The organism is Heterorhizobium halophytocola, from assembly GCF_017873095.1.
Lineage (GTDB): Bacteria > Pseudomonadota > Alphaproteobacteria > Rhizobiales > Rhizobiaceae > Allorhizobium > Allorhizobium halophytocola.
On record NZ_JAGGJU010000003.1, the window covers coordinates 358,820 to 382,601 of the forward strand.

The window sequence follows — 23,782 nt, forward strand, 5'->3', positions numbered from 1 at the left end:
CCGGGCGGCGCTTGCCTTCGGTGTGTCGCCACCGACAGCGGGGCCCTCAAACCCCGGGCGACCTCTTCACGCGGCGCGCGACGTCTGGACGCGGGAACCCGCGCCGCTGTCGGTTGGCGACAGCTGAAACCGCGAGATCAGATCGTTCAGGTTGAGCGCGCGGCCGTTGAGCTCGCGACAGGCCGCATTGGTCTTTTCCACCATCGAGGTGTTCTGCTGCGTGACCTGGTCCATCTGGTTGACCGCCTGGTTGACCTCGGCGAGAGCATGGGACTGCTCCTGCGACGCCTGAACGATCGAGCCGATCAGCGTATTGACCTGCTGCACCTGCTCATCGATCGCCGTCAGCGCCTCGCCGGTCCGGTAGACGAGGGAGACCCCGGTCGAGACCTGATTGGACGACGTCTGGATGAGCGCCTTGATTTCCTTGGCGGCCGTTGCAGACCGCTGGGCAAGTTCGCGCACCTCCTGGGCGACGACGGCGAAACCCTTGCCGGCTTCCCCGGCGCGGGCCGCCTCGACGCCGGCGTTCAGGGCCAGCAGATTGGTCTGGAAGGCGATCTCGTCGATGACGTTGATGATCTGGCTGATCTGGCTGGACGACCCCTCGATCTCTTCCATGGCGGCAACCGCTTCCTTCATGATCCGTGAAGACTGTTCGGCGCTGTTCTTGGTCTTGCCGACCATGGTGCTGGCCTCACGGGCCCGTTCCGTCGCCGTCTGCACGGTGACGGTGATCTGATCCAGCGCCGCGGCGGCCTCCTCGAGCGATGCCGCCTGCGTTTCGGTGCGCCGGGCGAGGTCGTCCGTTGCCATTGCGATCTCCGAGGAGCCGCCACGCACCGCATCGGTGACGCTGGCGATCTCGCCCAGCGTCGTCGCCAGGATCTGCAGGCTGTCGTTCAGCTCTCCGCGCAAGGCCTCGTAGCTCTCAGAAAAGGTCTCGCCGATCTTGCAGGTCAGGTCGCCCTGGGACAGTCGCGACAGCGAGGCGCTGATGCGATCGATAACCAGCGCCCGCTGACGGTCCTCTTCGGCGCGGTCGGCCATCTGCCGCCGCTCCTGGTCGATCGCCTTTTCCCGGTCCTCGTCCTGACGCTTGCGCAGGGCAATGCGCTCCAGCGCCGCCTCGCGGAACACCGACACGGCGTTCGACATTTCGCCGATCTCGTCCGTGCGCTCGGCATAGGGTACCTTTTTGCCGTAGTCGCCACCGGCCAGCAGCGCCATGTAATCGCGCATGGCAGAAAGCGGCCGCACGACCCGCCTGCGCATGCCATAGAGGCCGGCCATCAGGATGGTCAGCGACAGGGCACCGGCGCCGAGGGCAAGGCCGGAGCGGATTGCGGTCTCCTGCGCCGCTGCCGTCTCGGTCGTTGTCTGGAAGGCCGTTGCCATGCCCACGAGTTCGGTGACGGCGTCCTCGTGCCGGTGGAACGCGTCCTTCAGCGCGTCGAAGGCGGCCATCGCGTTTTGTGCCTGGGAAGCCTGAAGCACCGGCAGGATCTGCTGCGTCATGACCTGCCAGTATGCGTCGCCGCGCTGGAGGACGTCGTTTAGCAATTTGTCCTTCAGACCGGCTTCCAGATCCGATGCCTGCCAGTAGCGGCGGCGCTCCTCATACTCGGTCTTCAGGGTATCGGCGATGCGGGTTGCATGCTGTGGCCCGAGCTCCGGATGCTCCGCGCCCTCAAGCGCGAGCATGTAGGATTCGACGACATAGAGCGGTGGCGGCAGGATGTCGGCGACAAGATCCTTGCCGTTGACGATCTGGTGGTAGACCGGTCCGTTGACCTTGAGTTCGTGGAAGCTGGTAGTCTGAATGCCGATCGAGGCTGCGACCGCCATGCCGACGACCGCGCCGAATATGACCAGACTGCGTGCAATTGTTATCTTCATCATTACCCCCAAAACATGCACAGGCGCCCGGCGGCGCAAGTGCGTGCGACAAGCCCGGAATCCCAGGCAAAACGGCGGTTTTGCAGGTCCAAGCGTTAAGGGCTTAGATCGGGCAAATTGCCGAAATATTAACGGGATGGTACATTCGCATGGCATGATTTCGCATATGTCTGTTTTTCATTATGTATTTTATTAGCAAAACCAATTGTTGCGGAGGGTGCGGGTCGGACTTTTGCATTGCTGTCGGCCCTTGCGCGTAGTTTTACATTGTTGCCATTGTCTTTTTCGCTCCGTGGATTAAGACATGCCCCGACCCAATGTCCCCACCCATAAGCCAGGGAGGCCTCCCATGACCGCCATCACCGACATCATCGGCCGCGAAATTCTCGACAGCCGCGGCAATCCGACCGTCGAAGTCGACGTCTATCTCGAAGACGGCAGCATGGGGCGCGCAGCGGTTCCCTCGGGTGCTTCGACCGGTGCCCACGAGGCCGTCGAACTGCGTGACGGCGGCAGCCGCTATCACGGCAAGGGCGTGGAAAAGGCGGTCGAAGCCGTCAATACCGAACTGTTCGACGCCATCGGCGGCCATGACGCGGAAAACCAGATCCAGATCGACAACATCATGCTCGAGCTGGACGGCACGCCGAACAAGGGCCGCCTCGGCGCCAACGCCATTCTCGGCGTCTCGCTCGCCGTTGCCAAGGCCGCTGCCGAATCGGCCGGCCTGCCGCTCTACCGCTATGTCGGCGGCGCCAATGCCCATGTGCTGCCGGTGCCGATGATGAACATCATCAATGGCGGTGCGCATGCGGACAACCCGATCGACTTCCAGGAGTTCATGATCATGCCGGTCGGCGCCGACACGCTGCGCGATGCCGTGCGGATGGGCTCGGAAGTCTTCCACGTGCTGAAGAAGGAACTGAGCGCCAAGGGCCTCAACACCAATGTCGGCGATGAAGGCGGCTTTGCACCCGACCTGAAGAGCGCGCCCGAAGCGCTCGACCTGATCATGAAGGCGATCGAAAAGGCCGGCTACAAGCCGGGCGAAGACATCTGCCTGGCGCTCGATCCGGCCTCGACCGAATTCTTCAAGGACGGCAAATACGACCTGCAGGGCGAAGGCCGCGTGCTCGAAAGCGCCGAAATGGCCGCCTACTACGCCGAACTGGTCGCCAAATATCCGATCATCTCGATCGAGGACGGCATGGCCGAGGACGACTGGGATGGCTGGAAGACGCTGACCGAGATGATCGGCTCCAAGTGCCAGCTGGTCGGCGACGATCTGTTCGTCACCAATTCGCAGCGCCTGCGCGACGGCATCAAGATGGGTGTCGCCAACTCGATCCTGATCAAGGTCAACCAGATCGGCTCGCTGTCGGAAACCCTGGACGCCGTGCAGACCGCGCACATGGCCGGCTATTCCGCTGTCATGTCGCATCGCTCCGGCGAGACGGAAGACTCGACCATTGCCGATCTGGCGGTCGCCACCAATTGCGGGCAGATCAAGACCGGCTCGCTGTCGCGCTCGGACCGTCTGGCCAAGTATAACCAGCTGATCCGAATCGAGGAGGGTCTGGGCCCGCAGGCCGTCTATGCCGGCACCTCGATCCTGAAGGCGTAAACGCCACAGCGACCGTTGCTGGCCGGTGCTGCCCGGCTTTGACGATCCGGACCCGCGCCTTCACGGCGCGGGTATTTTTTTTGACTGCGGCCGGTCAGAGTCAACAATCGGTTAAGCAATACGCACTAGCATTGGAATCCTAGTATTGCGTACCCAAGGCTTATCTGTATGTGGACCCGCTACCACAAGAAACGGAAGACCGGCCGGCTGATATTGCCCGCCGTGACCATCGCTTTCCTCGGCTATTTCGGCTATCATTCCGTTCATGGCGAATATGGACTGATCGCTGCGCAGCGGTTCGAACAGGTTCGATTCGAACGGGAGAGGGAACTCGCGGGCCTGGTCAAGAAGCGCAAGTCGCTCGAAACCCAGGTGCAGCTGATGAGCGACGGATCGCTCGAACGCGACATGATCGACGAGGAGGCGCGGTACCAGCTGAACGTGTCGCGTCCGGACGAGATCGTGATTTTCAACTCCTACATGGATTAACCTGTAATTGGTTAAGTTGAATATGTCCATGTATTTCAGATGCTTATCCGGAATACAAGGCATGCATTTATAGCATTGCCGTGCCTCCCTTTTCTGCTTATGGTGGTTTCAAAGACTTCTATCAAACAGGGAGGTTTGTATGGCGCCGCGCAAAACCGCGTCTGCTGCCGGTCGTAAATCCGCAGTCAAAACCCAGAAACAGGATCTCGAGTCCGGCAGGATCGCCGAGTTCGACAAGAAGGCCGAACTGACGGCCTATCGCGAGATGCTGTTGATCCGCCGATTCGAAGAGAAGGCCGGCCAGCTTTATGGCATGGGCTTCATCGGCGGCTTCTGTCACCTCTATATCGGCCAGGAAGCTGTCGTCATCGGCATGCAGATGGCGCAGAAGGACGGCGACCAGGTCATTACCGGCTACCGTGACCACGGTCACATGCTGGCAACCGGCATGGAAGCCCGCGGCGTGATGGCCGAGCTGACCGGCCGCATGAGCGGCTATTCCCACGGGAAGGGCGGCTCGATGCACATGTTTTCCAAGGAAAAGAATTTCTACGGCGGGCACGGCATCGTCGGTGGTCAGGTCTCGCTCGGCACGGGCTTGGCCTTTGCCAACCGCTACCGCGAGAACAAGGCGGTCTCGATCGCCTATTTCGGCGACGGCGCGGCCAACCAGGGCCAGGTCTATGAGAGCTTCAACATGGCGCAGCTGTGGAAGCTTCCGGTCGTCTACGTGATCGAGAACAACCGCTATGCCATGGGCACCTCGAACGCCCGTTCGACCGCCCAGTCCGACTATTCCAAGCGCGGTGCCTCGTTCGGCATCCCCGGCATTCAGGTCGACGGCATGGATGTGCGCGCTGTCATGGCCGCTGCCGAGCAGGCGCTCGAGCATGCCCGCTCCGGCAAGGGGCCGGTCATCCTGGAAATGATGACCTACCGCTATCGTGGTCACTCGATGTCCGACCCGGCCAAGTACCGCTCCAAGGACGAAGTGCAGAAGATGCGCTCCGACCATGATCCGATCGAGCAGGTCAAGGCCCGTCTGATCGACAAGGGCTGGGCCACCGAAGACGAGCTCAAGGCGATCGACAAGGACGTCCGGGATATCGTCGCCGACAGCGCCGACTTCGCCCAGAACGAACCGGAGCCGGATGCATCCGAGCTCTACACCGATATTCTTCTGTGAGCGGGGAGGCCTGATCCATGACTGTTGAAATCCTTATGCCTGCCCTGTCTCCGACGATGGAAGAGGGCACACTTTCCAAATGGCTGAAGAAGGAAGGTGACAAGGTCACCTCCGGCGACGTCATCGCGGAAATCGAGACCGACAAGGCGACCATGGAAGTGGAAGCCGTTGATGAAGGCGTGATCGGCAAGCTGCTGATCGAGGCCGGCACCGAAAACGTCAAGGTCAACACGCCGATCGCGGTGCTGCTGGAAGAAGGCGAGAGCGCCGACGACATCAAGTCGGGTGGCTCTGCCGCCAAGAGCGAGGACGCCGCCCCCGCTTCCGACGCTGCCGCCGGCAAGGCGCGCGAAGCCAAGGAAGAGGCCCCGTCGGAAAAGGCGCCGGCTGCTCCCAAGGTCGATGTGGCCGCCGATCCGGATATTCCCGAAGGCACCGAAATGGTGATGACGACCGTGCGCGAAGCGCTGCGCGACGCCATGGCCGAGGAAATGCGGGCCGACCCCAATGTTTTCGTCATGGGTGAGGAAGTCGCCGAATACCAGGGCGCCTACAAGATTACCCAGGGCCTGCTGCAGGAATTCGGCGAGAAGCGCGTCGTCGACACCCCGATCACCGAGCACGGCTTTGCTGGCGTCGGCGTCGGTGCGGCGATGGCCGGCCTGAAGCCGATCGTCGAGTTCATGACCTTCAACTTCGCCATGCAGGCGATCGACCAGATCATCAACTCGGCGGCCAAGACGCTCTATATGTCCGGCGGCCAGATGGGCGCGCCCATGGTGTTCCGCGGCCCGAACGGGGCGGCTGCCCGCGTCGGCGCACAGCACTCCCAGGACTATGCGGCCTGGTACAGCCAGATCCCGGGCCTCAAGGTGATCATGCCCTACACGGCAGCCGACGCCAAGGGCCTGCTGAAGGCCGCGATCCGCGATCCGAACCCGGTCATCTTCCTCGAAAACGAGATCCTCTACGGCCAGTCCTTCGAGGTTCCCAAGCTCGACGACTTCGTCCTGCCGATCGGCAAGGCGCGCATCCACCGCAAGGGCAAGGATGTGACCATGGTCTCCTTCGGCATCGGCATGACCTATGCGGTCAAGGCGATCGAGGAACTGGAAAAGGATGGCATCGATGTCGAGCTGATCGACCTGCGCACCATCCGTCCGATGGACCTGCCGACGGTGATCGAATCGGTCAAGAAGACCGGCCGTCTGGTGACCGTCGAGGAAGGCTATCCGCAGAACTCGGTCGGCGACTTCATCGCCAACTCGGTCCAGCGCGCGGCCTTCGACTATCTCGATGCGCCGATCCTGTCGATCGCCGGCAAGGACGTGCCCATGCCCTACGCCGCCAACCTTGAAAAGCTGGCGCTGCCGAATGTCGGCGAAGTCGTCCAGGCGGTGAAGACCGTTTGCTACAAGTGAGGGAGCTGGCTCATGGCTAAGTCTTCTGTGAAGCAAATCCTTCCCGTTTCAGGGTCGTGGTTCAGGGTCGTCAATACGAAGCAGAACCCGGTTCTGGACAAAATCGTGTTGTGGGCCCTGGTAAAGGCCGAGGATACCGAGGTCATCGTCGGTGTTCCCCAGCAAGAGATCGGTGTCATCGGTGCAGTCGACGGGTGGCTCGAAAACGTTGCTGGCTACATCGAAGTGTCTAGCGAGCAGGCGGTCCGGCTGATGGAAAATCCGGAAGAACTTGCTGAATTCGAACTTTTGTGGGCGGAGGATTAATATGCCAATCAATATCACGATGCCGGCGCTCTCCCCGACCATGGAAGAGGGCAACCTTTCGAAATGGCTGGTCAAGGAAGGCGACAAGATCGGTCCTGGCGATGTGATCGCCGAGATCGAGACCGACAAGGCGACGATGGAAGTCGAAGCCGTCGATGAAGGCACGGTCGCCAAGATCGTCGTTCCGGCCGGGACCGAAGGCGTCAAGGTCAATGCGCTGATCGCGATCCTTGCCGAGGAAGGCGAAGACGTGAAGGCGGCAGCGGCGTCGGGCGGTGACGCACCGGCACCCAAGGCCGAGGCAGCACCGGCAAAGGCCGAGGCAGCACCGGCCGACAAGGCCGCCGAAAAGGCACCGGTCGCCGATCAGGGCCCCGCGCCCTCGACGCCGGCACCGAAGTCGCAGAGCGGGGAGCGGATCTTCGCCTCGCCGCTGGCACGCCGCCTGGCCAAGGAAGCCGGTCTCGACCTGACCGCGATTTCCGGTTCCGGTCCGAAGGGCCGCATCGTCAAGTCGGATGTCGAGACGGCCAAGTCTTCGGGCGGCGCCAAGGCACCGGCCGCAGCTGCGGCTGGCGGTGCTGCTGCACCGGCCATGGCCAAGGGCCCGTCGGACGACGCCGTGCTGAAGCTGTTTGCGGAAGGCTCCTACGAGCTGCTGCCGCATGACGGCATGCGCAAGACGATCGCCGCGCGCCTGACGGAATCGACCCAGACGGTTCCCGCCTACACCATTTCGATGGAGTGCAGCCTCGACGCGCTGATGAAGCTGCGCGGCGAGATCAACGCCTCGGCACCGACGAAGAAGACCGAAAAGGGCGATGTCCCGGCTTTCAAGCTTTCGGTCAACGACTTCATCATCAAGGCGATGGCGCTGGCGCTGCGCGACGTGCCGATGGCCAATGCCTCGTGGACCTCGACGGCGCGCGTGCTGCACAAGTTCTCCGATGTCGGCGTTGCGGTTTCCATTCCGGACGGACTGATCACCCCGATCGTGCGCAAGGCGGAAACCAAGACCCTGTCTGCCATCTCCAACGAGGTGAAGGACATGGCCAAGCGCGCCCGCGACAAGAAGCTGAAGCCGGAGGAATACCAGGGCGGGACCACGTCGGTGTCGAATCTGGGCATGTTCGGCGTCTCGTCCTTCACCTCGATCGTCAACCTGCCGCAGGCCTCGATCGTCTCGATCGGCGCCGGCGTCGAGAAACCGGTCGTCAAGAACGGCGAGATCAAGGTCGGCACGGTGATGACCGCGACCTTCGCCTTCGATCACCGCGTGATCGACGGCGCGCTCGGCGCGGAACTCGCAGCGGCCTTCAAGCGGCATATCGAGAACCCGATGGGCATGCTCGTCTAAGCGGGGACCTGGGCCGATGAAGTCCGTTCTCTGCTATGGCGACAGTCTGACCTGGGGCTACGATCCGGAAAATCTGGGTCGTCACGCCCTGGAGGACCGTTGGCCGAGCGTCCTGCAAAGGGCGCTCGGGGCAGGGGTGAACGTTATCGCCGAGGGGTTGAACGGCCGCACCACCGCCTATGACGACTATCTGGCGGATGCCGAGCGCAATGGCGTGAAGCTTCTGCCGAGCGTGCTTGAAACCCATGCGCCGCTCGACCTGGTGGTCATCATGCTCGGCACCAACGACATGAAGCGCGGGGTCGCCGGCACGGCGATGGATGCGGTCAAGGGCATGGACCGGCTGGTCAAGCTGATCCGCCATCACGAATGGGCCTTCGGCTACGAGGTGCCGGATGTGCTGCTGGTCTCGCCGCCGGCCATCTGCGAAACGGCCAATGCGCCGTTTTCGGCGATGTTCCAGGGCGCGATCGGCGAGTCGGCGATGATGGCGAGCCTCTACAGGGATCTGGCGGACGAAACCGGCTGCGGTTTCTATGATGCGGGATCGGTGGCGAAAACGACGCCGCTCGACGGCATTCATCTGGATGCGGACAATACCCGCGCCATCGGGCGCGGGCTGGAGCCAGTCGTCCGGATGATGCTTGGGGTTTGATCGGGATCAAGGAGGAACGGCAGGGCGTATTTAAGCTGGCGAGATGAAACCCCACATGAAGGAGGCTCATCATGTCGCATACGCCCCATGAACTGGCCGCGGAATTTCCGCAGTTCACCGCACTGATGCGTCATCTGCGAGAAACGGATGGTCACTTTGCCAGGCTCTGTGAGAGCTATCACGCGGTGAACGGCGAGATCCACAGGGCCGAAACGGATATCGCGCCGGTCGGCGACTTTCGCATGGAGGACATGCGCAAGGAGCGGATGCGGCTGAAGGATGAAATTTACGGGATGCTGGTTCGAGCCGAACCGGAAGCCGAATTGCCGACCACGCACTGACAGCGGGCGGCCGGACGCTTCCAGTCCCATCGGATGCCGGACCAACCGGTGCCCGAGGCAAACCCCAAGGAGTGGAAGCGCCCATGTCCAATGCCTATGACGTCATTATCATCGGGTCCGGTCCCGGCGGCTACGTCACCGCGATCCGCTCGGCCCAGCTGGGCCTGAAGACCGCCATCGTCGAGCGCGAGCATCTCGGTGGCATCTGCCTCAACTGGGGCTGCATTCCGACCAAGGCGCTGCTGCGCAGCGCCGACGTCATGGACCAGGCCAATCACGCGAAAAGCTACGGCCTGACGCTGGAAGGCAAGATGACGGCCGACGTCAAGGACGTGGTCGCCCGCTCGCGCGGCGTGTCGCAGCGCCTGAACGGCGGCGTCGGCTTCCTGATGAAGAAGAACAAGATCGACGTCATCTGGGGCGAGGCGAAGCTGACCAAGCCCGGCGAGATCAAGGTCGGCAAGTCGACCAAGCCGGTCGTCGAGCCGCAGAACCCGATCCCGAAGAACACGCTGGGCGAGGGCACCTATACCGCCAAGCACATCATCGTCGCCACCGGTGCACGCCCGCGCGCGCTGCCCGGCATCGAGCCGGACGGCAAGCTGATCTGGACCTATTTCGAGGCGATGAAGCCCGATGTCATGCCGAAATCGATCGTCGTGATGGGCTCCGGCGCCATCGGCATCGAATTCGCCTCCTTCTACCGCTCGATGGGCGTCGATGTCACTGTCGTCGAAGTGATGAGCCAGGTGATGCCGGTCGAGGACAAGGAAATCTCCGCCCTTGCCCGCAAGCAGCTGGAAAAGCGCGGCATGAAGATCCTGCTCGAGTCCAAGGTCGCCAAGGTTGAGAAGGGGTCGAACTCGATCACCGCCCATGTCGAGACCAAGGACGGCAAGGTCGAGAAGATCACCGCCGACCGGCTGATCTCGGCCGTCGGCGTGCAGGGCAATATCGAGAATCTCGGGCTCGAGACGCTGGGCGTGAAGACCGACCGCGGCTGCATCGTCATCGATGGCTACGGCAAGACCAATGTGCCGGGCCTCTACGCGATCGGCGACGTTGCCGGCCCGCCGATGCTGGCCCACAAGGCCGAGCACGAAGGCGTGGTCTGCATCGAGAAGATTGCCGGCCTGCCCAATGTCCATGCGATGGACAAGAGCAAGATCCCCGGCTGCACCTATTGCAACCCGCAGGTTGCCTCGGTGGGTCTGACCGAAGACAAGGCCAAGGAGGCCGGCCGCGACATCCGCGTCGGCCGCTATTCCTTCGGCGCCAACGGCAAGGCGATCGCGCTTGGCGAGGACCAGGGCCTGGTCAAGGTGATCTTCGACAAGAAGTCGGGAGAACTCCTGGGTGCCCACATGGTCGGCACGGAAGTGACCGAACTGATCCAGGGCTTCGTCGTCGCCATGAACCTGGAGACCACCGAAGAGGAACTGATGCACACGATCTTCCCGCATCCGACCCTGTCGGAAATGATGAAGGAAGCGGTGCTCGATGCCTATGGGCGCGTGCTGAACGCCTGATGAGGCCAAGCGCCGGGAACTTTGTCGACGCCGTGCCATTCTCCTTCAAGATTTTCGAAAGAGAGGGAGAAATCAAATGGATCTGAACGGCGTCGGTTTCCTCGGTGCGATCATTATCGGCGGTCTCGCCGGCTGGCTTGCGGAAAAGTTCATGCGCTCCGACATGGGGCTGATCATGAACATCATCCTCGGCATTGTCGGCGCGATCGTGCTGAACTTCATTCTGGCGGCGATCTTTCACGTGGGATACACGGGCTGGCTCGCCTACCTGCTGATCGGCTTTATCGGCGCATGCCTGCTGATCGCTGTGGCCAGGGTGGTCCGACGATAGTCTGTGTCGCAAGACATATGCAGATCTGCTCGGGCCGCCATGCAAATGGCGGCCTGACTTTTTCCGTCGGACCGTTTATGTAAGACGCCATAAAAGGAAAGCGCAGGCGCCATGGGCGCCCCCGCGCAACCGACGAGGACTTGATGGTTACGATCCTGGACAGAACGGCCCCGGAAAAGCGGCAGCGTCACCCGGAAAAGGCCCACCGGCCTGATACCGAAGTGCTGCGCAAGCCGGAATGGATCCGGGTCAAGGCGCCGACCTCCAAGGGCTACCACGAAACCCGCGATCTGGTGCGGTCCCACAAGCTGGTGACGGTCTGCGAAGAAGCGGGCTGCCCGAATATCGGCGAGTGCTGGGACAAGAAGCACGCCACGTTCATGATCATGGGCGAGATCTGCACCCGCGCCTGCGCGTTCTGCAATGTCTCGACCGGCAAGCCGAACGCGCTCGACATGGACGAGCCGCAAAACGTCGCCAAGGCCGTGGCCCAGATGGGGCTCAACCACGTGGTGATCACCTCGGTCGACCGGGACGATCTGGAGGACGGCGGTGCCGAGCACTTCGAGAAGGTGATCTGGGCGATCCGCGCGGCCTCGCCTGAGACGACGATCGAGATCCTGACGCCGGACTTCCTGAAGAAGCCGGGTGCCCTGGAGCGGGTCGTCGCGGCCAAGCCCGACGTGTTCAACCACAACATGGAAACGGTGCCGGGCAATTACCTGACGGTGCGCCCGGGCGCACGCTATTTCCATTCGATCCGTCTGCTGCAGCGGGTCAAGGAACTCGATCCGACGATGTTCACCAAGTCGGGCATCATGGTCGGGCTTGGCGAAGAGCGCAACGAAGTGCTGCAGCTGATGGACGACCTGCGCACCGCCGATGTCGACTTCCTGACCATCGGCCAATATCTGCAGCCGACCCGCAAGCACCACCAGGTAATGGCCTTCGTCACCCCGGACGAGTTCAAGTCCTATGAGACGGTTGCCTATTCCAAGGGCTTCCTGATGGTGTCGTCGAGCCCGCTGACGCGCTCCTCGCACCACGCCGGCGACGATTTCGCCCGGCTGAAGGCCAACCGCGAAAAGAAACTTGCGGTCAGACCATCGACAGTATCGTAGGTTGCGCTAAATTTGCTCCGCATTGGCAAGATTCATTGCATATTGCGGAGCAGATTCCATGACGCGGTTTACGGATATTCTGAAAATGCCCTGGTATCTGTTTCAGATCATCAGCGGGCAGAAGGCATTCAACAACAATCCGGTCCTGAAGAGCGAGCGGCTCAACCGTCGCGGCCTGCATGTCTGGCGGGTGAAGACGGCAGCCCGTCTCGCCGCCTATCGCCGCCGCAAGCTGCAGAACCTGATACCGGAACCCGAGCGGCTGTTCTTCGAGCAGAACGGCTATATCGAGAAACGGGACTTCCTGCCGCCTGAGCAGTTTGCCGCCCTCGTGCAGGAAGTCGAGACGCTGCGCGTCCCGGCGCGCGAGATGTATGAGGGCAATGCCGTGACCCGCCGCACGCCCTTGACGCCGGAGGTTCTGGCACGGCTGCCAGCGGTGAAGGCGCTGGTCGACAGCCTCGAATGGCGCAACCGCATCTATTATGTCGGCAGCTTCAAGAACGAGCCGATCATCTCGATCCAGACGATCTTTTCCGATGCCACCGCCCAGCAGAAAGGCGGCAAGGATCCGCAGACCAATCTGCACATGGATACCTTTCACCCGACGGTGAAGGCCTGGTTCTTCCTCCACGACGTCGAGGAGGCGGAGGGGCCGTTCAACTATGTCGCCGGCTCGCACCGCTTGACCAAGCGGCGGCTTGCCTGGCAGAAGCGAAAGAGCATCCTCGCCTCGCGCAAGTCGGACAACGGCTCCTTCCGGCTGAGGCCGATCGATCTGAAGCTGATGCGCCTGCCGCAGCCGACATCCTTTGCCGTTCCAGGCAATACGCTGGTCGTCGGCGACACTTTCGGTTTCCACGCCCGCGGTCCGTCGTCGAAACCCTCGGTGCGCATCGAGATCTATGTGACCCAGCGGCCCAATCCCTTCGTGCCCTTCGTCCACTACGACACGGCCTCGCTGATGCCCTATGTGCGGGGACGCAAGCAGGTGTTGCCGTGGATCTGGGAGGATCTGCTGGTGCGCTGGGGCATGGGGCGCCGCAAGTGGTACGAGGTCGGGTCACCGCTTCCAAGCGAGCGGGTGCCGAAGGCCAAGCTCTGAGCTGATCTGTGGCCTGGCGGAATTAGGCTGCGGCTTTTTCCATCCCAGCCAACCATGGCGTCATCAGGGGTTTCCATGCCGAATTTCATTGACAACGACCGGGCGGCCGCCCGCCTGAAACAGGCAGGTCGCGTGCTGGTCATCGGCTGCTCCGGCGGTGGCAAATCGACCTTGTCGCGGAAGATCGCCGCGCGGTTCGGGCACGAATATCAGTCCCTCGACCGCGACGTTTTCTGGCTGCCAGGCTGGCGGAAGCGGGAAATGCTGCAGCAGCGACGATCATCGTCGACCTCGTCGGGCGTGAGCGCTGGGTGATGGATGGGCGCGGATCCTCGAGTTTCGATCTGCGGCTTCCGCGCGCGGATCTGGTGCTTCGGCTCCGGTTGCCGCGATGACGCTGCCTGCTGGGTGTCGCACGGCGGGTCTGTCGGTCCTATGGACGCGTGCGGCCGGACATGGCGCCCGGTTGTCCGGAGCAATTGCCGGACAGGGAATTTCTCTCCTATATCTGGAATTTCGAGCGCGTCACGACGCCGAAGGTAATTGCGGGACTGGATAAGCATGGCCCGCAAGTGCCGGTTTGCATACGGAAATCCCATGCAGAAATGACGCAACTTCTTGATCTTGCCGGCCAGCCGACTTAAGTGGCTGACATGGCCAAGTTCGAGACCCGCAGACCCGTAAAGCATTCGCCCCAGCAGATGTTCGATCTCGTCGCCGATATCGAGCGCTATCCGGAATTCGTGCCGCTGTGCGACAGCCTCACCGTGCGCTCGCGCAAGGAGCGGGACGGCAAGCAATTGCTGGTTTCGGAAATGACCGTCGGCTACAAGGCGATCCGCGAGACCTTTACCACGCAGGTCCTGCTCAACGATGCGGAAAAGGCGATCGACGTCAAATATATCGACGGCCCGTTTCGCTATCTCGACAATCGCTGGCGCTTCGAGCCGACGGACGACGGCGGCTGCATCGTGCATTTCTTCATCGACTACGAGTTCAAGAACCGCATTCTCGGCGCCCTGATGGGCTCGATGTTCGACCGCGCCTTTCGCATGTTCACCGAGGCCTTCGAGGCGCGCGCCGACAAGATCTACGCGACCGCCTGAGCCGCCTCGCGCAGCATTTCGAGCGCTGTCCTCACGGTCGCCAGACGGATGCCGGTGCGGCCGAGATCGCCGTAGCGCATCTCGCGGTGGATCAGCGTGGCATTGCGTCCTGACGCACAGAGATGGACCAAGCCGACCGGCTTTTGTGCCGATCCGCCACCGGGACCGGCGATGCCGGTGACGGCGACCGCGATATCCGTGCCGGCTCTCAGCCGCGCCCCCCTTGCCATCTGCAGCGCCGTTTCCCGCGATACCGCACCGTAGCGCTCGAGCGTTTCTGCGTCGACGCCGATCATCTGACGTTTGGCGGTGTTGGAATAGGTGACGAAGCCGCGGTCGACGACGGCCGACGAGCCCGATATTTCGGTGAGCGCACCGGCAATCAGGCCGCCGGTGCAGGATTCGGCCGTGGCAAGTGTCAGACCGCGCGCCGCCAGATCGCGGATGATCTGTTCTGCAAGCTGCTCGATATCGGGCGGAAACAAGGGCATGGCGCTAGCCCGCGTAGACCACGGTGGCCGTGGCGATCGCGGCGATGCCTTCGCCGCGGCCGACAAAGCCGATCTTCTCGTTGGTCGTCGCCTTGACCGAGCAACGATCGATGGTGATGTCGAGGATTTCAGAGAGTTTCGCGCGCATCGCCTGGCGATGCGGACCGACCTTCGGGGCCTCGGCGATCAGCGAGACATCGGCATTCATGATCGTGCCGCCGGCATCGCGCACGATCCTGGCCGCATGCTCGAGGAAGATCCGCGATGCAGCACCTTTCCACTGGAGATCGGACGGCGGGAAATGATCGCCGATATCCCCGGCGCCGCAGGTGGCCAGCAAGGCGTCGGTCAGCGCATGCAGCGCGACATCGGCATCCGAATGGCCCGAGAGTTTCTGGTCGTGCGGAATGAAGACACCGCACAGCGTGACGCCGTCGCCTTCGACCAACTGGTGCACGTCGTAGCCATTGCCGGTGCGAACATCGGGCAGGGCGGTGCGGGAGAGCCGTTCATCGGCCATGGCGAGATCCTTGGCTAGGGTGAGTTTGACATTGTCGGGCGAGCCCTCGACCAGCCGGACCGGTAGGCCGGCCCATTCGGCGATGGCGCAGTCATCGGTAAAATCATGCCGCCCGGCTGTGGCGGCCTTGTGGTGGGCGTCCAGGATGGCGGCAAAGTCGAAGCTCTGCGGCGTCTGGGCGGCATAGAGGCCAGTGCGCGACACCGTGTCCTCAACGAGGCCGTCGGCAGTGCCACGCTTCAACGTGTCGGCAACGGCGACCGCCGGCAGCACCGCCGGCGCGCCGGACGCCAGCGCGCAGCCGACCCGCTGCAGTGTCTCGGCATCGATGAAGGGGCGCACGGCGTCGTGGATCATCACGTGGCGCAGCGCATCGCTCGCCGCAAGCGCATCGAGGCCGTTCAGCACCGATTGCTGGCGGGTCTGGCCGCCGAAGACATGGGCGATGCCGCGCCTGTGTTCGAGCGCGTCGAGGGCTGCCTCGAACAGCATCGTGTCGTCGCGATGGATGACGACGACGATCGGGGAGGCCGGGGCAAAGCGGCGAAATGTCGCGAGCGTATGGCAAAGGACCGGCGCGCCGCCTATCCGGCGATACTGCTTCGGGCCATCTGCGGGCGAGCCGGCCCGCTCGCCGCGTCCGGCGGCGACGACAACGATTCCCAGGCTTTCGTCGGGCACATATTGCATTTGCGAACAAAATCCTGAACAACACGGCAGTTTCCGTGCCTGCTCTAGCGGCAGGCCAGACACTTTTCCAGCACTTGCCTGATTTTTGTCGATTTACCAGCGATTTCTCTTGGCAAGTCCAATGCTTCTGGCTAAAAATCGTGCAGTAAGATTGTGTGCCCGAAAGATCATCATTTGCCGATTCCCGCGTTAGAGACGCCCTTCAAGATCGGACCGGTCACCGTTCGCAACAGGCTCGTGCTGGCGCCGATGTCGGGCGTGACGGATCTGCCGTTTCGCAAGCTTGCCATGCGCTACGGTGCCGGGCTGGTCGTCACCGAAATGGTGGCGAGCCGCGAACTGGTGCAGAACGCCGCCGAATCCTGGACCCGTCTGAAGGGCGCGGACTTCCGCCCGCATATGGTCCAGCTCGCCGGCCGTGATCCGCACTGGATGGCGCAGGCGGCGCGGATCTGCGAGGCCGAGGGTGCCGACATCATCGACATCAACATGGGCTGCCCGGCCAAGAAGGTGATCGGCGGCTATGCCGGTTCGGCGCTGATGCGCGAGCCCGACCACGCGCTCGATATCATCGAACAGGTGGTCAAGGCCGTCTCGGTGCCGGTGACGGTGAAGATGCGGCTCGGCTGGGACACGCAGTCGATCAATGCGCCGGCGCTTGCCGGCCGTGCCGAACGGGCGGGCGCGCAGATGATCACCGTGCATGGCCGTACCCGGATGCAGTTCTACGAGGGACGCGCCGACTGGGATGCGATCGGCGATGTGCGGGCCGCGATCTCGATTCCGCTGATTGCCAATGGCGATGTCGAGACGGTGGCCGATGCTGGCGAGATCCTGCGTCGTTCGGGCGCCGACGCGGTGATGATCGGCCGGGGATGCCAGGGCCGACCCTGGCATGCCGGCGTGCTGGCCGGCCATCCGGCGCCGCTGCAGGGCGAGATCGCCGCCATCGCCGAGGAGCATTATGCCATGATGATCGACCACTACGGCGCCAAGACCGGCATTCGCCATGCGCGCAAGCATCTCGGCTGGTATCTCGAGCGCTTCGCGCCGTCGATGACGGCGGACGAGCGTGTGGCGGTGATGACCTCGAACGATCCGGATTTCGTCTCTGCCTGCCTTCGCCGGCTTCTGTCGGGCGATCGGGGCCGAAGCGCAACCTGCCAGGAGGCAGCATGACAAACCCCAATTTGCTGGCCGAAAACAGCGGTCTGGCGATGGATGTGCTGAATGCCATCCAGAACCCGGTCATCCTGATCGACGGGGAGGGCCACATCGCCTTTGCCAACTGGGATGCGGAAACCTTTTTCGGGGCCAGCGCCAGCCATCTGGCCCGCTATCCGATCTCGACCTTCATTCCGTTCGGCAGCCCGCTGCTGGCGCTGATCGACCAGGTGCGCGAGCGCCGTGGACCGGTCAACGAATACCGCGTCGACCTGTCGTCGCCGCGGCTGGGGCAGGACAAGCTGGTCGACCTCTATGTCGCGCCGGTCGTCACCGATCCGCATGCCGTCGTCGTGGTCTTCCAGGAACGCTCGATGGCCGACAAGATCGACCGGCAGCTGGTGCACCGCGCCGCCGCGCGGTCCGTGACCGGTCTCGCCTCGATGCTGGCGCATGAGATCAAGAACCCGCTGTCGGGCATTCGCGGCGCAGCCCAGCTGCTGGAAAGCTCCGTACCCGACGAGGACCGGCCGCTGACGCGACTGATCTGCGACGAGACCGACCGGATCGTCTCGCTGGTCGATCGCATGGAGGTGTTTTCCGACGAGCGGCCGATCGACCGCACGGCGGTCAACATCCATTCCGTGCTCGATCACGTGAAGGCGGTCGCCAAGGCGGGTTTTGCCCGCGACATCAAGATCACAGAGAGCTACGACCCGTCGCTGCCGCCGGTTTATGCCAATCGCGACCAGCTGGTGCAGGTCTTCCTGAACCTGGTGAAGAATGCCGCCGAGGCCGTCGTCGACCGGGCCGATGGCGAGATCCAGCTGAGCACGGCCTATCGGCCCGGCATGAAGCTGTCGGTCTCCGGCTCGCGCGAGAAGATTTCGCTGCCTCTCGAATTCTGCGTGCATGACAATGGTCCGGGCGTACCCTCCGACCTGCTGCCGCATCTGTTCGATCCCTTCATCACCACCAAGACGAACGGTTCGGGTCTCGGCCTGGCGCTGGTTGCCAAGATCATCGGCACCCATGGCGGCATTGTCGAATGCGACAGCCAGTCGAGCCGAACCACATTCCGCGTTCTGATGCCCGTGTCCAAGGTGACAGGCGGTCAGGATCCATTTGACGCGAACCCCACAGGACCGAATTCATGACTGCAACGATCCTTGTCGCCGACGATGACGCTGCCATCCGCACCGTATTGAACCAGGCGCTGAGCCGCGCCGGCTACGACGTGCGCATCACCTCGAATGCCGCCACGCTGTGGCGCTGGATCTCAGCCGGCGAGGGCGATCTGGTGGTCACCGACGTGATCATGCCCGACGAGAACGCGTTCGACCTTCTGCCACGGATCAAGAAGGCGCGGCCGGACCTGCCGGTTCTGGTGATGAGCGCGCAGAACACCTTCATGACGGCGATCAAGGCCTCCGAGCGCGGCGCCTATGACTATCTGCCGAAACCCTTCGACCTGACCGAGCTGATCGCGATCATCGGCCGGGCGCTGGCCGAGCCGAAGAAGAAGCCGGTCCACCCCGAAGACGACACGCAGGACGGCATGCCGCTTGTCGGCCGTTCGGCCGCCATGCAGGAGATCTACCGGGTGCTGGCGCGCCTGATGCAGACCGACCTGACGCTGATGATCACCGGCGAGTCCGGCACCGGCAAGGAACTGGTGGCCAAGGCGCTGCATGATTACGGCAAGCGCCGCAACGGTCCCTTTGTCGCGATCAACATGGCGGCAATTCCGCGCGACCTGATCGAGTCGGAACTGTTCGGCCACGAAAAGGGCGCGTTTACCGGCGCGCAGTCGCGCTCGACCGGACGGTTCGAGCAGGCCGAAGGCGGCACGCTGTTCCTCGACGAGATCGGCGACATGCCGATGGATGCGCAGACCCGTTTGCTGCGCGTGCTGCAGCAGGGCGAATACACCACCGTCGGCGGCCGCACGCCGATCCGCACCGATGTGCGGATCGTGGCTGCCACCAACAAGGACCTGAAGCAGTCGATCAATCAGGGCCTGTTCCGCGAGGATCTCTATTACCGGCTGAACGTCGTGCCGCTGCGCCTGCCGCCGCTGCGCGACCGGGCCGAGGACATTCCCGATCTGGTTCGTCATTTCGTTCAGGTGGGCGAGAAGGAAGGTCTCGATTCCAAGCGGTTCGACACCGAGGCCGTCGATGCGATGAAGGCCTATCCGTGGCCGGGCAATGTGCGTGAACTGGAAAACCTGATTCGCCGGCTGATGGCGCTTTATCCGCAGGATGTGATCACCCGCGAGATCATCGAATCGGAATTGCGCTCCGAGGTCACCGACAGCCCGATCGCCAAGTCGGGCGGCGCGACGGGGTCGATGACCATCGCCCAGTCGGTCGAGGAAAACATGCGGACCTATTTCGCCAGCTTCGACGACGCGCTTCCGCCGTCGGGCCTCTACGAGCGCGTGCTGCGGGAAATGGAGTATCCGCTGATCCTTGCGGCGCTCACCGCCACGCGCGGCAACCAGATCAAGGCGGCGGATCTTCTCGGCCTCAACCGCAATACGCTGCGCAAGAAGATCCGCGAGCTCGGCGTCTCGGTCTACCGCAGTTCCCGCTCCGCTTGACAAGCTTCGACCACAGTTGCAATTTCGCCACATTGCGTTGCTGAAAGGACACGGTGGGGTCGGTACGCCCGGCCCATGACGTTCTGCCTCGACCTGCAAAGGTCGGTCTGCAGCTCTGGTGTTTCTTTTCGCCCTGCAACGGGGTCAGGAGTTTGATGAACATGGCGAAGACGAGCGTCGGCACAATCGCCGAAGGCGACGGCGCGGTCGCCCATGACAGGCGAGCGTCTTTTGCATTGCCCGGCCTGTTGCTGGCCGGAGGTGCGCTTGCCTGCGCGATCCTGACGCTGCCGATCCTGCTGGGGCTGACGCCGATCGAGCCGACTTCGAAGGTGCTGATTGCCTCCGCCGCGGTCAATTCGCTGTTCGTCGTCGGCCTGCTGATGCTGATCGGGCGCGAACTGTTCCGCCTCGTGCGCGCCCGCACCAAGGGCCGCGCGGCCGCAAGGCTGCATGTGCGGATCGTCGCGCTGTTCTCGATCGTCGCCATCACCCCGGCGATCATGGTGGCGATCTTCGCCTCTATCACCCTGAATGTCGGTCTCGACCGCTGGTTCTCGATCCGCACGCAGTCGATTGTCCAGTCCTCGATGAATGTCGCGCAGGCCTATATGCTGGAGAATGCCAGCTATCTGCAGGGCCAGACGATCTCGATGGCCAACGACCTGGAGCGTAACCGGGCGCTCTATTATCTCGATCGCACCGGCTTCGTCGATTTGTTGACCCGGCAGGCCAAGGGCCGGGGACTGCTGGGCGCCTTCCTGGTGCGCTCCGACGGTTCGGTGCTGACCCAGGCGCAGATCGACACGGAAAAGCCGCTGCCGGCCATCCCGACCGATGCGCTGAAAAGTGCGGTTGCCGGCCAGCCGACGCTGATCCCGCCCGGCGTCACCAATCTGGTCGGCGCGATGATCAAGCTGGAGCAGATTTCCGGTGCCTATCTCTACACCATCCGCGCGGTCGACCCGAAGGTCATGGGCGCGATGCGCGAGATGGAGGACAACACCGCCGAGTACAAGGCGATGGAAGCCGGCCGCACCTCGCTGCAGATCGCCTTTGCCGTTCTCTATGTCGGCTTTGCCCTGGTCGTGCTGCTGGCGGCAATCTGGACCGCCATCGCGGTGGCCGACAGGATCGTCCGGCCGATCCGCACGCTGATCGGGGCGGCCGACAATGTCGCCGGCGGCAATCTGAATGTCGTCGTGCCGGTGCGCGGCGCCGATGGCGATGTCGGCAGCCTGTCGCGAACCTTCAACAAGATGATTTCGCAGATCCGCACCCAGCGCAACGAGATCCTCGAGGCCAAGGACGAGGTCGACGACCGCCGTCGCTTCATCGAGGCGGTGCTGTCGGGCGTGACGGCGGCCGTGATCGGCGTCGAGGACGACCGGGTGATCACCATCGTCAATCCGTCGGCCGAATATTTCCTCGGCCTTGGGGTCGATGAACTGGTGGGACGCAAGCTGGTCGAGATCGCGCCGGAGATCGATCAGGTCCTGTCGGAGGCCGCCGCCCGCCACCGCACGGATTATCGCCGGCAGGTCAATCTGGTGCGTGGCGGCAAGGAACGGACGCTGAACGTGCAGGTGACCCGCGAGGAGACCCGCGGCAGCGACGATTCCTATGTGGTGACGCTCGACGACATTACCGATCTGGTGATCGCCCAGCGCTCGACCGCCTGGGCCGACGTCGCGCGGCGCATCGCCCACGAGATCAAGAATCCGCTGACCCCGATCCAGCTGTCGGCCGAGCGCCTGAAGCGCCGCTACGGCCGCCAGATCGCCGAGGATGACCGCGTCGTCTTCGACCAGTGCACCGACACGATCGTGCGCCAGGTCGAGGATATCGGCCGCATGGTCGACGAATTCTCGTCCTTTGCCCGCATGCCGAAGCCGACCAAGCAGGCGAGCGACCTGCGCGGTATCCTCAAGGATTCCGTCTTCCTGCGGGAAATGGGCAGCCACGACATAACCTATGAACGCGACTTCGGCGATGTGCCGCTGGAGGGGCAATTCGATTCGCGGATGCTCGGCCAGGCCTTTGCCAATCTGATCAAGAATGCCGCCGAGGCGATCGAGGCGGTGGCATCCGAGAGACCTGCGGCCAGCGGACGGATCGCGGTGCGCTCACGCTACGAGGCCGCGCGGGAGCGGTATGTCGTCGACGTGATCGACAACGGCAAGGGGTTGCCGGAGGAGAACCGTCACCGGATTCTCGAACCTTACATGACGATGCGCGACAAGGGCACGGGCCTTGGTCTGGCGATCGTCAAGAAGATCATTGAAGAGCATGGCGGGCAGATCGAACTGCATGACGCGCCACACGATTTTGACGAAGGACGCGGGGCGATGATCCGCGTGGTCCTGCCGCCGAGCGGCACGGAGCATGGTCCGTCCAGCGAACACGACAAGGAAATAGTACATGGCCTCTGATATTCTGGTCGTCGATGATGAAGAAGACATTCGCGAAATCGTTTCGGGCATCCTGAGCGACGAGGGACACGAAACCCGCACCGCCCACGATGCCGACAGCGCCCTTGCGGCGATCTCCGATCGCGTGCCCCGGCTGGTGTTTCTCGACATCTGGATGCAGGGCAGCCGGCTGGACGGCCTGACCCTGCTGGACGAGATCAAGTCGCGCCATCCCGATCTGCCGGTGGTGATGATCTCCGGTCACGGGACGGTGGAGACCGCCGTGTCGGCCATCAAGCGCGGTGCCTTTGACTTCATCGAAAAGCCGTTCAAGGCAGACCGGCTGGTGCTGATCGCAGAGCGGGCGCTGGAAAATTCCAAGCTCAAGCGCGAAGTCTCCGAACTGAAGCGGCGCACCGGCGATTCGACCGAACTGATCGGTACCTCGGTCGGCGTGTCGCAGCTGCGCCAGACGATCGACAAGGTTGCGCCGACCAATAGCCGCATCATGATCGTCGGCCCGTCCGGCTCCGGCAAGGAGCTGGTGGCGCGGATGATCCACAAGCGCTCGGCCCGCTCGGCCGGGCCCTTCGTGACGCTGAATGCCGCGGCGATCACGCCGGACCGGATGGAGATCGCGCTGTTCGGCACCGAGGGCGGCCCCGGCCAGCCGCGCAAGATCGGCGCGCTTGAGGAAGCCCATCGCGGCATTCTCTATCTCGACGAGATCGGCGAGATGCCGCGCGAGACGCAGAACAAGATCCTGCGCGTGCTGGTCGACCAGCAGTTCGAGCGTGTCGGCGGCAACAAGCGGGTCAAGGTCGATGTGCGGATCATCTCGTCCAGTGCCTACAATCTGGAAAGCATGATTGCGGAGGGCCGGTTCCGCGAGGACCTTTTCCACCGGCTGGCCGTGGTTCCGGTCAAGGTGCCGGCGCTGGCCGAGCGCCGGGAGGACATCCCCTTCCTGGTCGACGTCTTCATGCGGCAGATCTGCGAGCAGGCCGGCATTCGCCAGCGCCGCATCGGCGAGGACGCCATGGCGGTGCTGCAGGCCAATGACTGGCCCGGCAACAATCGCCAGCTGCGCAACAATATCGAGCGGCTGCTGATCCTGACGAAGAACGAGGATTCCGATCAGGTGATCGGCGCCGAAATGCTGCCGCCGGATTTGTCAGACATGTTGCCCAAGGTCTCGGCCCATAGCGACACCCACATCATGACCCTGCCGCTGCGCGAGGCGCGCGAAATGTTCGAGCGCGATTATCTGGTGGCCCAGATCAACCGTTTCGGCGGCAATATTTCGCGGACTGCCGAATTTGTCGGCATGGAACGGTCAGCTTTGCATCGAAAACTGAAATCGCTTGGCGTATAACGAACGGCGTTCCGGACGATTGCAGCCGGACGCGTCGAGTGAAGTGATGAAAGTGT

21 protein-coding genes and 1 pseudogene are annotated in these 23,782 nt (G+C 63.0%); 19 read left to right on the top strand and 3 right to left on the bottom strand.

What is annotated here, in order from left to right:
- Window positions 1–66: 66 nt before the first annotated feature.
- Window positions 67–1,902 (bottom strand): methyl-accepting chemotaxis protein, encoded by a 1,836-nt coding sequence (locus J2Z17_RS07225; RefSeq protein ID WP_342454381.1) that lies wholly within the window; start codon window positions 1,900–1,902, stop codon window positions 67–69.
- 346 nt (window positions 1,903–2,248) lie between these two features.
- Between J2Z17_RS07225 and eno the strand changes: the two genes are divergently transcribed.
- From eno to J2Z17_RS07295, 14 genes and pseudogenes are all read left to right on the top strand, one after another.
- On the top strand, window positions 2,249–3,523 hold the full coding sequence (gene eno / locus J2Z17_RS07230) for a phosphopyruvate hydratase (protein WP_209943558.1): 1,275 nt from the start codon (window positions 2,249–2,251) through the stop codon (window positions 3,521–3,523).
- 168 nt (window positions 3,524–3,691) lie between these two features.
- Window positions 3,692–4,012 (top strand): FtsB family cell division protein, encoded by a 321-nt coding sequence (locus J2Z17_RS07235; RefSeq protein WP_209943560.1) that lies wholly within the window; start codon window positions 3,692–3,694, stop codon window positions 4,010–4,012.
- A gap of 139 nt (window positions 4,013–4,151) precedes the next feature.
- A complete protein-coding gene (pdhA, locus tag J2Z17_RS07240) occupies window positions 4,152–5,198 on the top strand; it encodes a pyruvate dehydrogenase (acetyl-transferring) E1 component subunit alpha (protein WP_209943562.1) in 1,047 nt (348 codons plus the stop codon).
- Window positions 5,199–5,215: 17 nt separating this feature from the next.
- Complete coding sequence (locus J2Z17_RS07245) at window positions 5,216–6,619, top strand: pyruvate dehydrogenase complex E1 component subunit beta (RefSeq protein WP_209943564.1); 1,404 nt, start codon at window positions 5,216–5,218, stop codon at window positions 6,617–6,619.
- 12 nt (window positions 6,620–6,631) lie between these two features.
- On the top strand, window positions 6,632–6,925 hold the full coding sequence (locus J2Z17_RS07250; RefSeq protein WP_209943566.1) for a hypothetical protein: 294 nt from the start codon (window positions 6,632–6,634) through the stop codon (window positions 6,923–6,925).
- A 1-nt stretch (window position 6,926) separates the two neighbouring features.
- A complete protein-coding gene (locus J2Z17_RS07255; protein WP_209943568.1) occupies window positions 6,927–8,282 on the top strand; it encodes a pyruvate dehydrogenase complex dihydrolipoamide acetyltransferase in 1,356 nt (451 codons plus the stop codon).
- Between the two features lie 16 nt (window positions 8,283–8,298).
- Complete coding sequence (locus J2Z17_RS07260; protein WP_209943570.1) at window positions 8,299–8,937, top strand: SGNH/GDSL hydrolase family protein; 639 nt, start codon at window positions 8,299–8,301, stop codon at window positions 8,935–8,937.
- A 71-nt stretch (window positions 8,938–9,008) separates the two neighbouring features.
- Window positions 9,009–9,278, top strand: coding sequence for an HP1242/YdcH family protein (locus J2Z17_RS07265; RefSeq protein WP_209943572.1), 270 nt, complete (start codon window positions 9,009–9,011; stop codon window positions 9,276–9,278).
- A gap of 83 nt (window positions 9,279–9,361) precedes the next feature.
- The gene (gene lpdA, locus J2Z17_RS07270; protein ID WP_209943574.1) at window positions 9,362–10,807 is read left to right on the top strand and encodes a dihydrolipoyl dehydrogenase; all 1,446 of its coding nucleotides are present in this window, start codon (window positions 9,362–9,364) and stop codon (window positions 10,805–10,807) included.
- Window positions 10,808–10,883: 76 nt separating this feature from the next.
- Window positions 10,884–11,138 carry a GlsB/YeaQ/YmgE family stress response membrane protein gene (locus J2Z17_RS07275; RefSeq protein ID WP_209943576.1) on the top strand — a complete coding sequence of 85 codons (255 nt, stop codon included), beginning with the start codon at window positions 10,884–10,886 and terminating at the stop codon, window positions 11,136–11,138.
- Between the two features lie 143 nt (window positions 11,139–11,281).
- Window positions 11,282–12,259 carry a lipoyl synthase gene (gene lipA, locus J2Z17_RS07280; protein WP_209943578.1) on the top strand — a complete coding sequence of 326 codons (978 nt, stop codon included), beginning with the start codon at window positions 11,282–11,284 and terminating at the stop codon, window positions 12,257–12,259.
- A gap of 58 nt (window positions 12,260–12,317) precedes the next feature.
- Window positions 12,318–13,364 carry a phytanoyl-CoA dioxygenase family protein gene (locus J2Z17_RS07285; protein ID WP_209943580.1) on the top strand — a complete coding sequence of 349 codons (1,047 nt, stop codon included), beginning with the start codon at window positions 12,318–12,320 and terminating at the stop codon, window positions 13,362–13,364.
- A 75-nt stretch (window positions 13,365–13,439) separates the two neighbouring features.
- Window positions 13,440–14,008 (top strand): annotated as a pseudogene (locus tag J2Z17_RS07290) (P-loop NTPase family protein).
- Window positions 14,009–14,017: 9 nt separating this feature from the next.
- Window positions 14,018–14,470 (top strand): type II toxin-antitoxin system RatA family toxin, encoded by a 453-nt coding sequence (locus J2Z17_RS07295; RefSeq protein WP_209943582.1) that lies wholly within the window; start codon window positions 14,018–14,020, stop codon window positions 14,468–14,470.
- On the opposite strand, the gene J2Z17_RS07300 is transcribed toward J2Z17_RS07295, so the two are convergent.
- Window positions 14,455–14,961 (bottom strand): CinA family protein, encoded by a 507-nt coding sequence (locus tag J2Z17_RS07300; RefSeq protein ID WP_209943584.1) that lies wholly within the window; start codon window positions 14,959–14,961, stop codon window positions 14,455–14,457. The two genes, J2Z17_RS07295 and J2Z17_RS07300, sit on opposite strands and share 16 nt — an antisense overlap.
- A 4-nt stretch (window positions 14,962–14,965) precedes the next feature.
- On the bottom strand, window positions 14,966–16,171 hold the full coding sequence (locus J2Z17_RS07305) for a bifunctional 2-C-methyl-D-erythritol 4-phosphate cytidylyltransferase/2-C-methyl-D-erythritol 2,4-cyclodiphosphate synthase (protein WP_209943586.1): 1,206 nt from the start codon (window positions 16,169–16,171) through the stop codon (window positions 14,966–14,968).
- Window positions 16,172–16,324: 153 nt separating this feature from the next.
- On the opposite strand from J2Z17_RS07305, the gene dusB reads away from it, so the two are divergent.
- From dusB to ntrX, 5 genes are all read left to right on the top strand, one after another.
- Entirely contained in the window at window positions 16,325–17,350 is a 1,026-nt protein-coding gene (gene dusB, locus J2Z17_RS07310) for a tRNA dihydrouridine synthase DusB (protein ID WP_209943588.1), read from the top strand.
- Window positions 17,347–18,492: a two-component system sensor histidine kinase NtrB gene (locus J2Z17_RS07315; RefSeq protein WP_245223916.1), complete on the top strand. Its 1,146-nt coding sequence runs from the start codon at window positions 17,347–17,349 to the stop codon at window positions 18,490–18,492. Before dusB ends, J2Z17_RS07315 begins: the two co-directional genes overlap by 4 nt.
- A complete protein-coding gene (gene ntrC / locus J2Z17_RS07320) occupies window positions 18,489–19,940 on the top strand; it encodes a nitrogen regulation protein NR(I) (RefSeq protein ID WP_209943590.1) in 1,452 nt (483 codons plus the stop codon). Before J2Z17_RS07315 ends, ntrC begins: the two co-directional genes overlap by 4 nt.
- 161 nt (window positions 19,941–20,101) lie before the next feature.
- The gene (locus J2Z17_RS07325; protein ID WP_209943592.1) at window positions 20,102–22,372 is read left to right on the top strand and encodes a sensor histidine kinase NtrY-like; all 2,271 of its coding nucleotides are present in this window, start codon (window positions 20,102–20,104) and stop codon (window positions 22,370–22,372) included.
- Entirely contained in the window at window positions 22,362–23,726 is a 1,365-nt protein-coding gene (ntrX, locus tag J2Z17_RS07330) for a nitrogen assimilation response regulator NtrX (protein WP_209943594.1), read from the top strand. The genes J2Z17_RS07325 and ntrX overlap by 11 nt, the downstream gene beginning before the upstream one ends.
- The last annotated feature ends 56 nt before the right edge of the window (window positions 23,727–23,782 follow it).

Bases quoted from the DNA above. Each gene is read 5' to 3' on its own strand.
- J2Z17_RS07255 (WP_209943568.1), top strand. From the start codon at position 6,927: ATGCCAATCAATATCACGATGCCGGCGCTCTCCCCGACCATGGAAGAG.
- J2Z17_RS07325 (WP_209943592.1), top strand. From the start codon at position 20,102: ATGGCGAAGACGAGCGTCGGCACAATCGCCGAAGGCGACGGCGCGGTC.
- J2Z17_RS07295 (WP_209943582.1), top strand. From the start codon at position 14,018: ATGGCCAAGTTCGAGACCCGCAGACCCGTAAAGCATTCGCCCCAGCAG.
- J2Z17_RS07275 (WP_209943576.1), top strand. From the start codon at position 10,884: ATGGATCTGAACGGCGTCGGTTTCCTCGGTGCGATCATTATCGGCGGT.
- J2Z17_RS07300 (WP_209943584.1), bottom strand. From the start codon at position 14,961: ATGCCCTTGTTTCCGCCCGATATCGAGCAGCTTGCAGAACAGATCATC.
- J2Z17_RS07245 (WP_209943564.1), top strand. From the start codon at position 5,216: ATGACTGTTGAAATCCTTATGCCTGCCCTGTCTCCGACGATGGAAGAG.
- lpdA (WP_209943574.1), top strand. From the start codon at position 9,362: ATGTCCAATGCCTATGACGTCATTATCATCGGGTCCGGTCCCGGCGGC.
- J2Z17_RS07225 (WP_342454381.1), bottom strand. From the start codon at position 1,902: ATGATGAAGATAACAATTGCACGCAGTCTGGTCATATTCGGCGCGGTC.
- eno (WP_209943558.1), top strand. From the start codon at position 2,249: ATGACCGCCATCACCGACATCATCGGCCGCGAAATTCTCGACAGCCGC.
- J2Z17_RS07315 (WP_245223916.1), top strand. From the start codon at position 17,347: ATGACAAACCCCAATTTGCTGGCCGAAAACAGCGGTCTGGCGATGGAT.
- J2Z17_RS07250 (WP_209943566.1), top strand. From the start codon at position 6,632: ATGGCTAAGTCTTCTGTGAAGCAAATCCTTCCCGTTTCAGGGTCGTGG.
- ntrC (WP_209943590.1), top strand. From the start codon at position 18,489: ATGACTGCAACGATCCTTGTCGCCGACGATGACGCTGCCATCCGCACC.
- J2Z17_RS07235 (WP_209943560.1), top strand. From the start codon at position 3,692: ATGTGGACCCGCTACCACAAGAAACGGAAGACCGGCCGGCTGATATTG.
- ntrX (WP_209943594.1), top strand. From the start codon at position 22,362: ATGGCCTCTGATATTCTGGTCGTCGATGATGAAGAAGACATTCGCGAA.
- J2Z17_RS07260 (WP_209943570.1), top strand. From the start codon at position 8,299: ATGAAGTCCGTTCTCTGCTATGGCGACAGTCTGACCTGGGGCTACGAT.
- lipA (WP_209943578.1), top strand. From the start codon at position 11,282: ATGGTTACGATCCTGGACAGAACGGCCCCGGAAAAGCGGCAGCGTCAC.
- J2Z17_RS07305 (WP_209943586.1), bottom strand. From the start codon at position 16,171: ATGCAATATGTGCCCGACGAAAGCCTGGGAATCGTTGTCGTCGCCGCC.
- J2Z17_RS07285 (WP_209943580.1), top strand. From the start codon at position 12,318: ATGACGCGGTTTACGGATATTCTGAAAATGCCCTGGTATCTGTTTCAG.
- J2Z17_RS07265 (WP_209943572.1), top strand. From the start codon at position 9,009: ATGTCGCATACGCCCCATGAACTGGCCGCGGAATTTCCGCAGTTCACC.
- pdhA (WP_209943562.1), top strand. From the start codon at position 4,152: ATGGCGCCGCGCAAAACCGCGTCTGCTGCCGGTCGTAAATCCGCAGTC.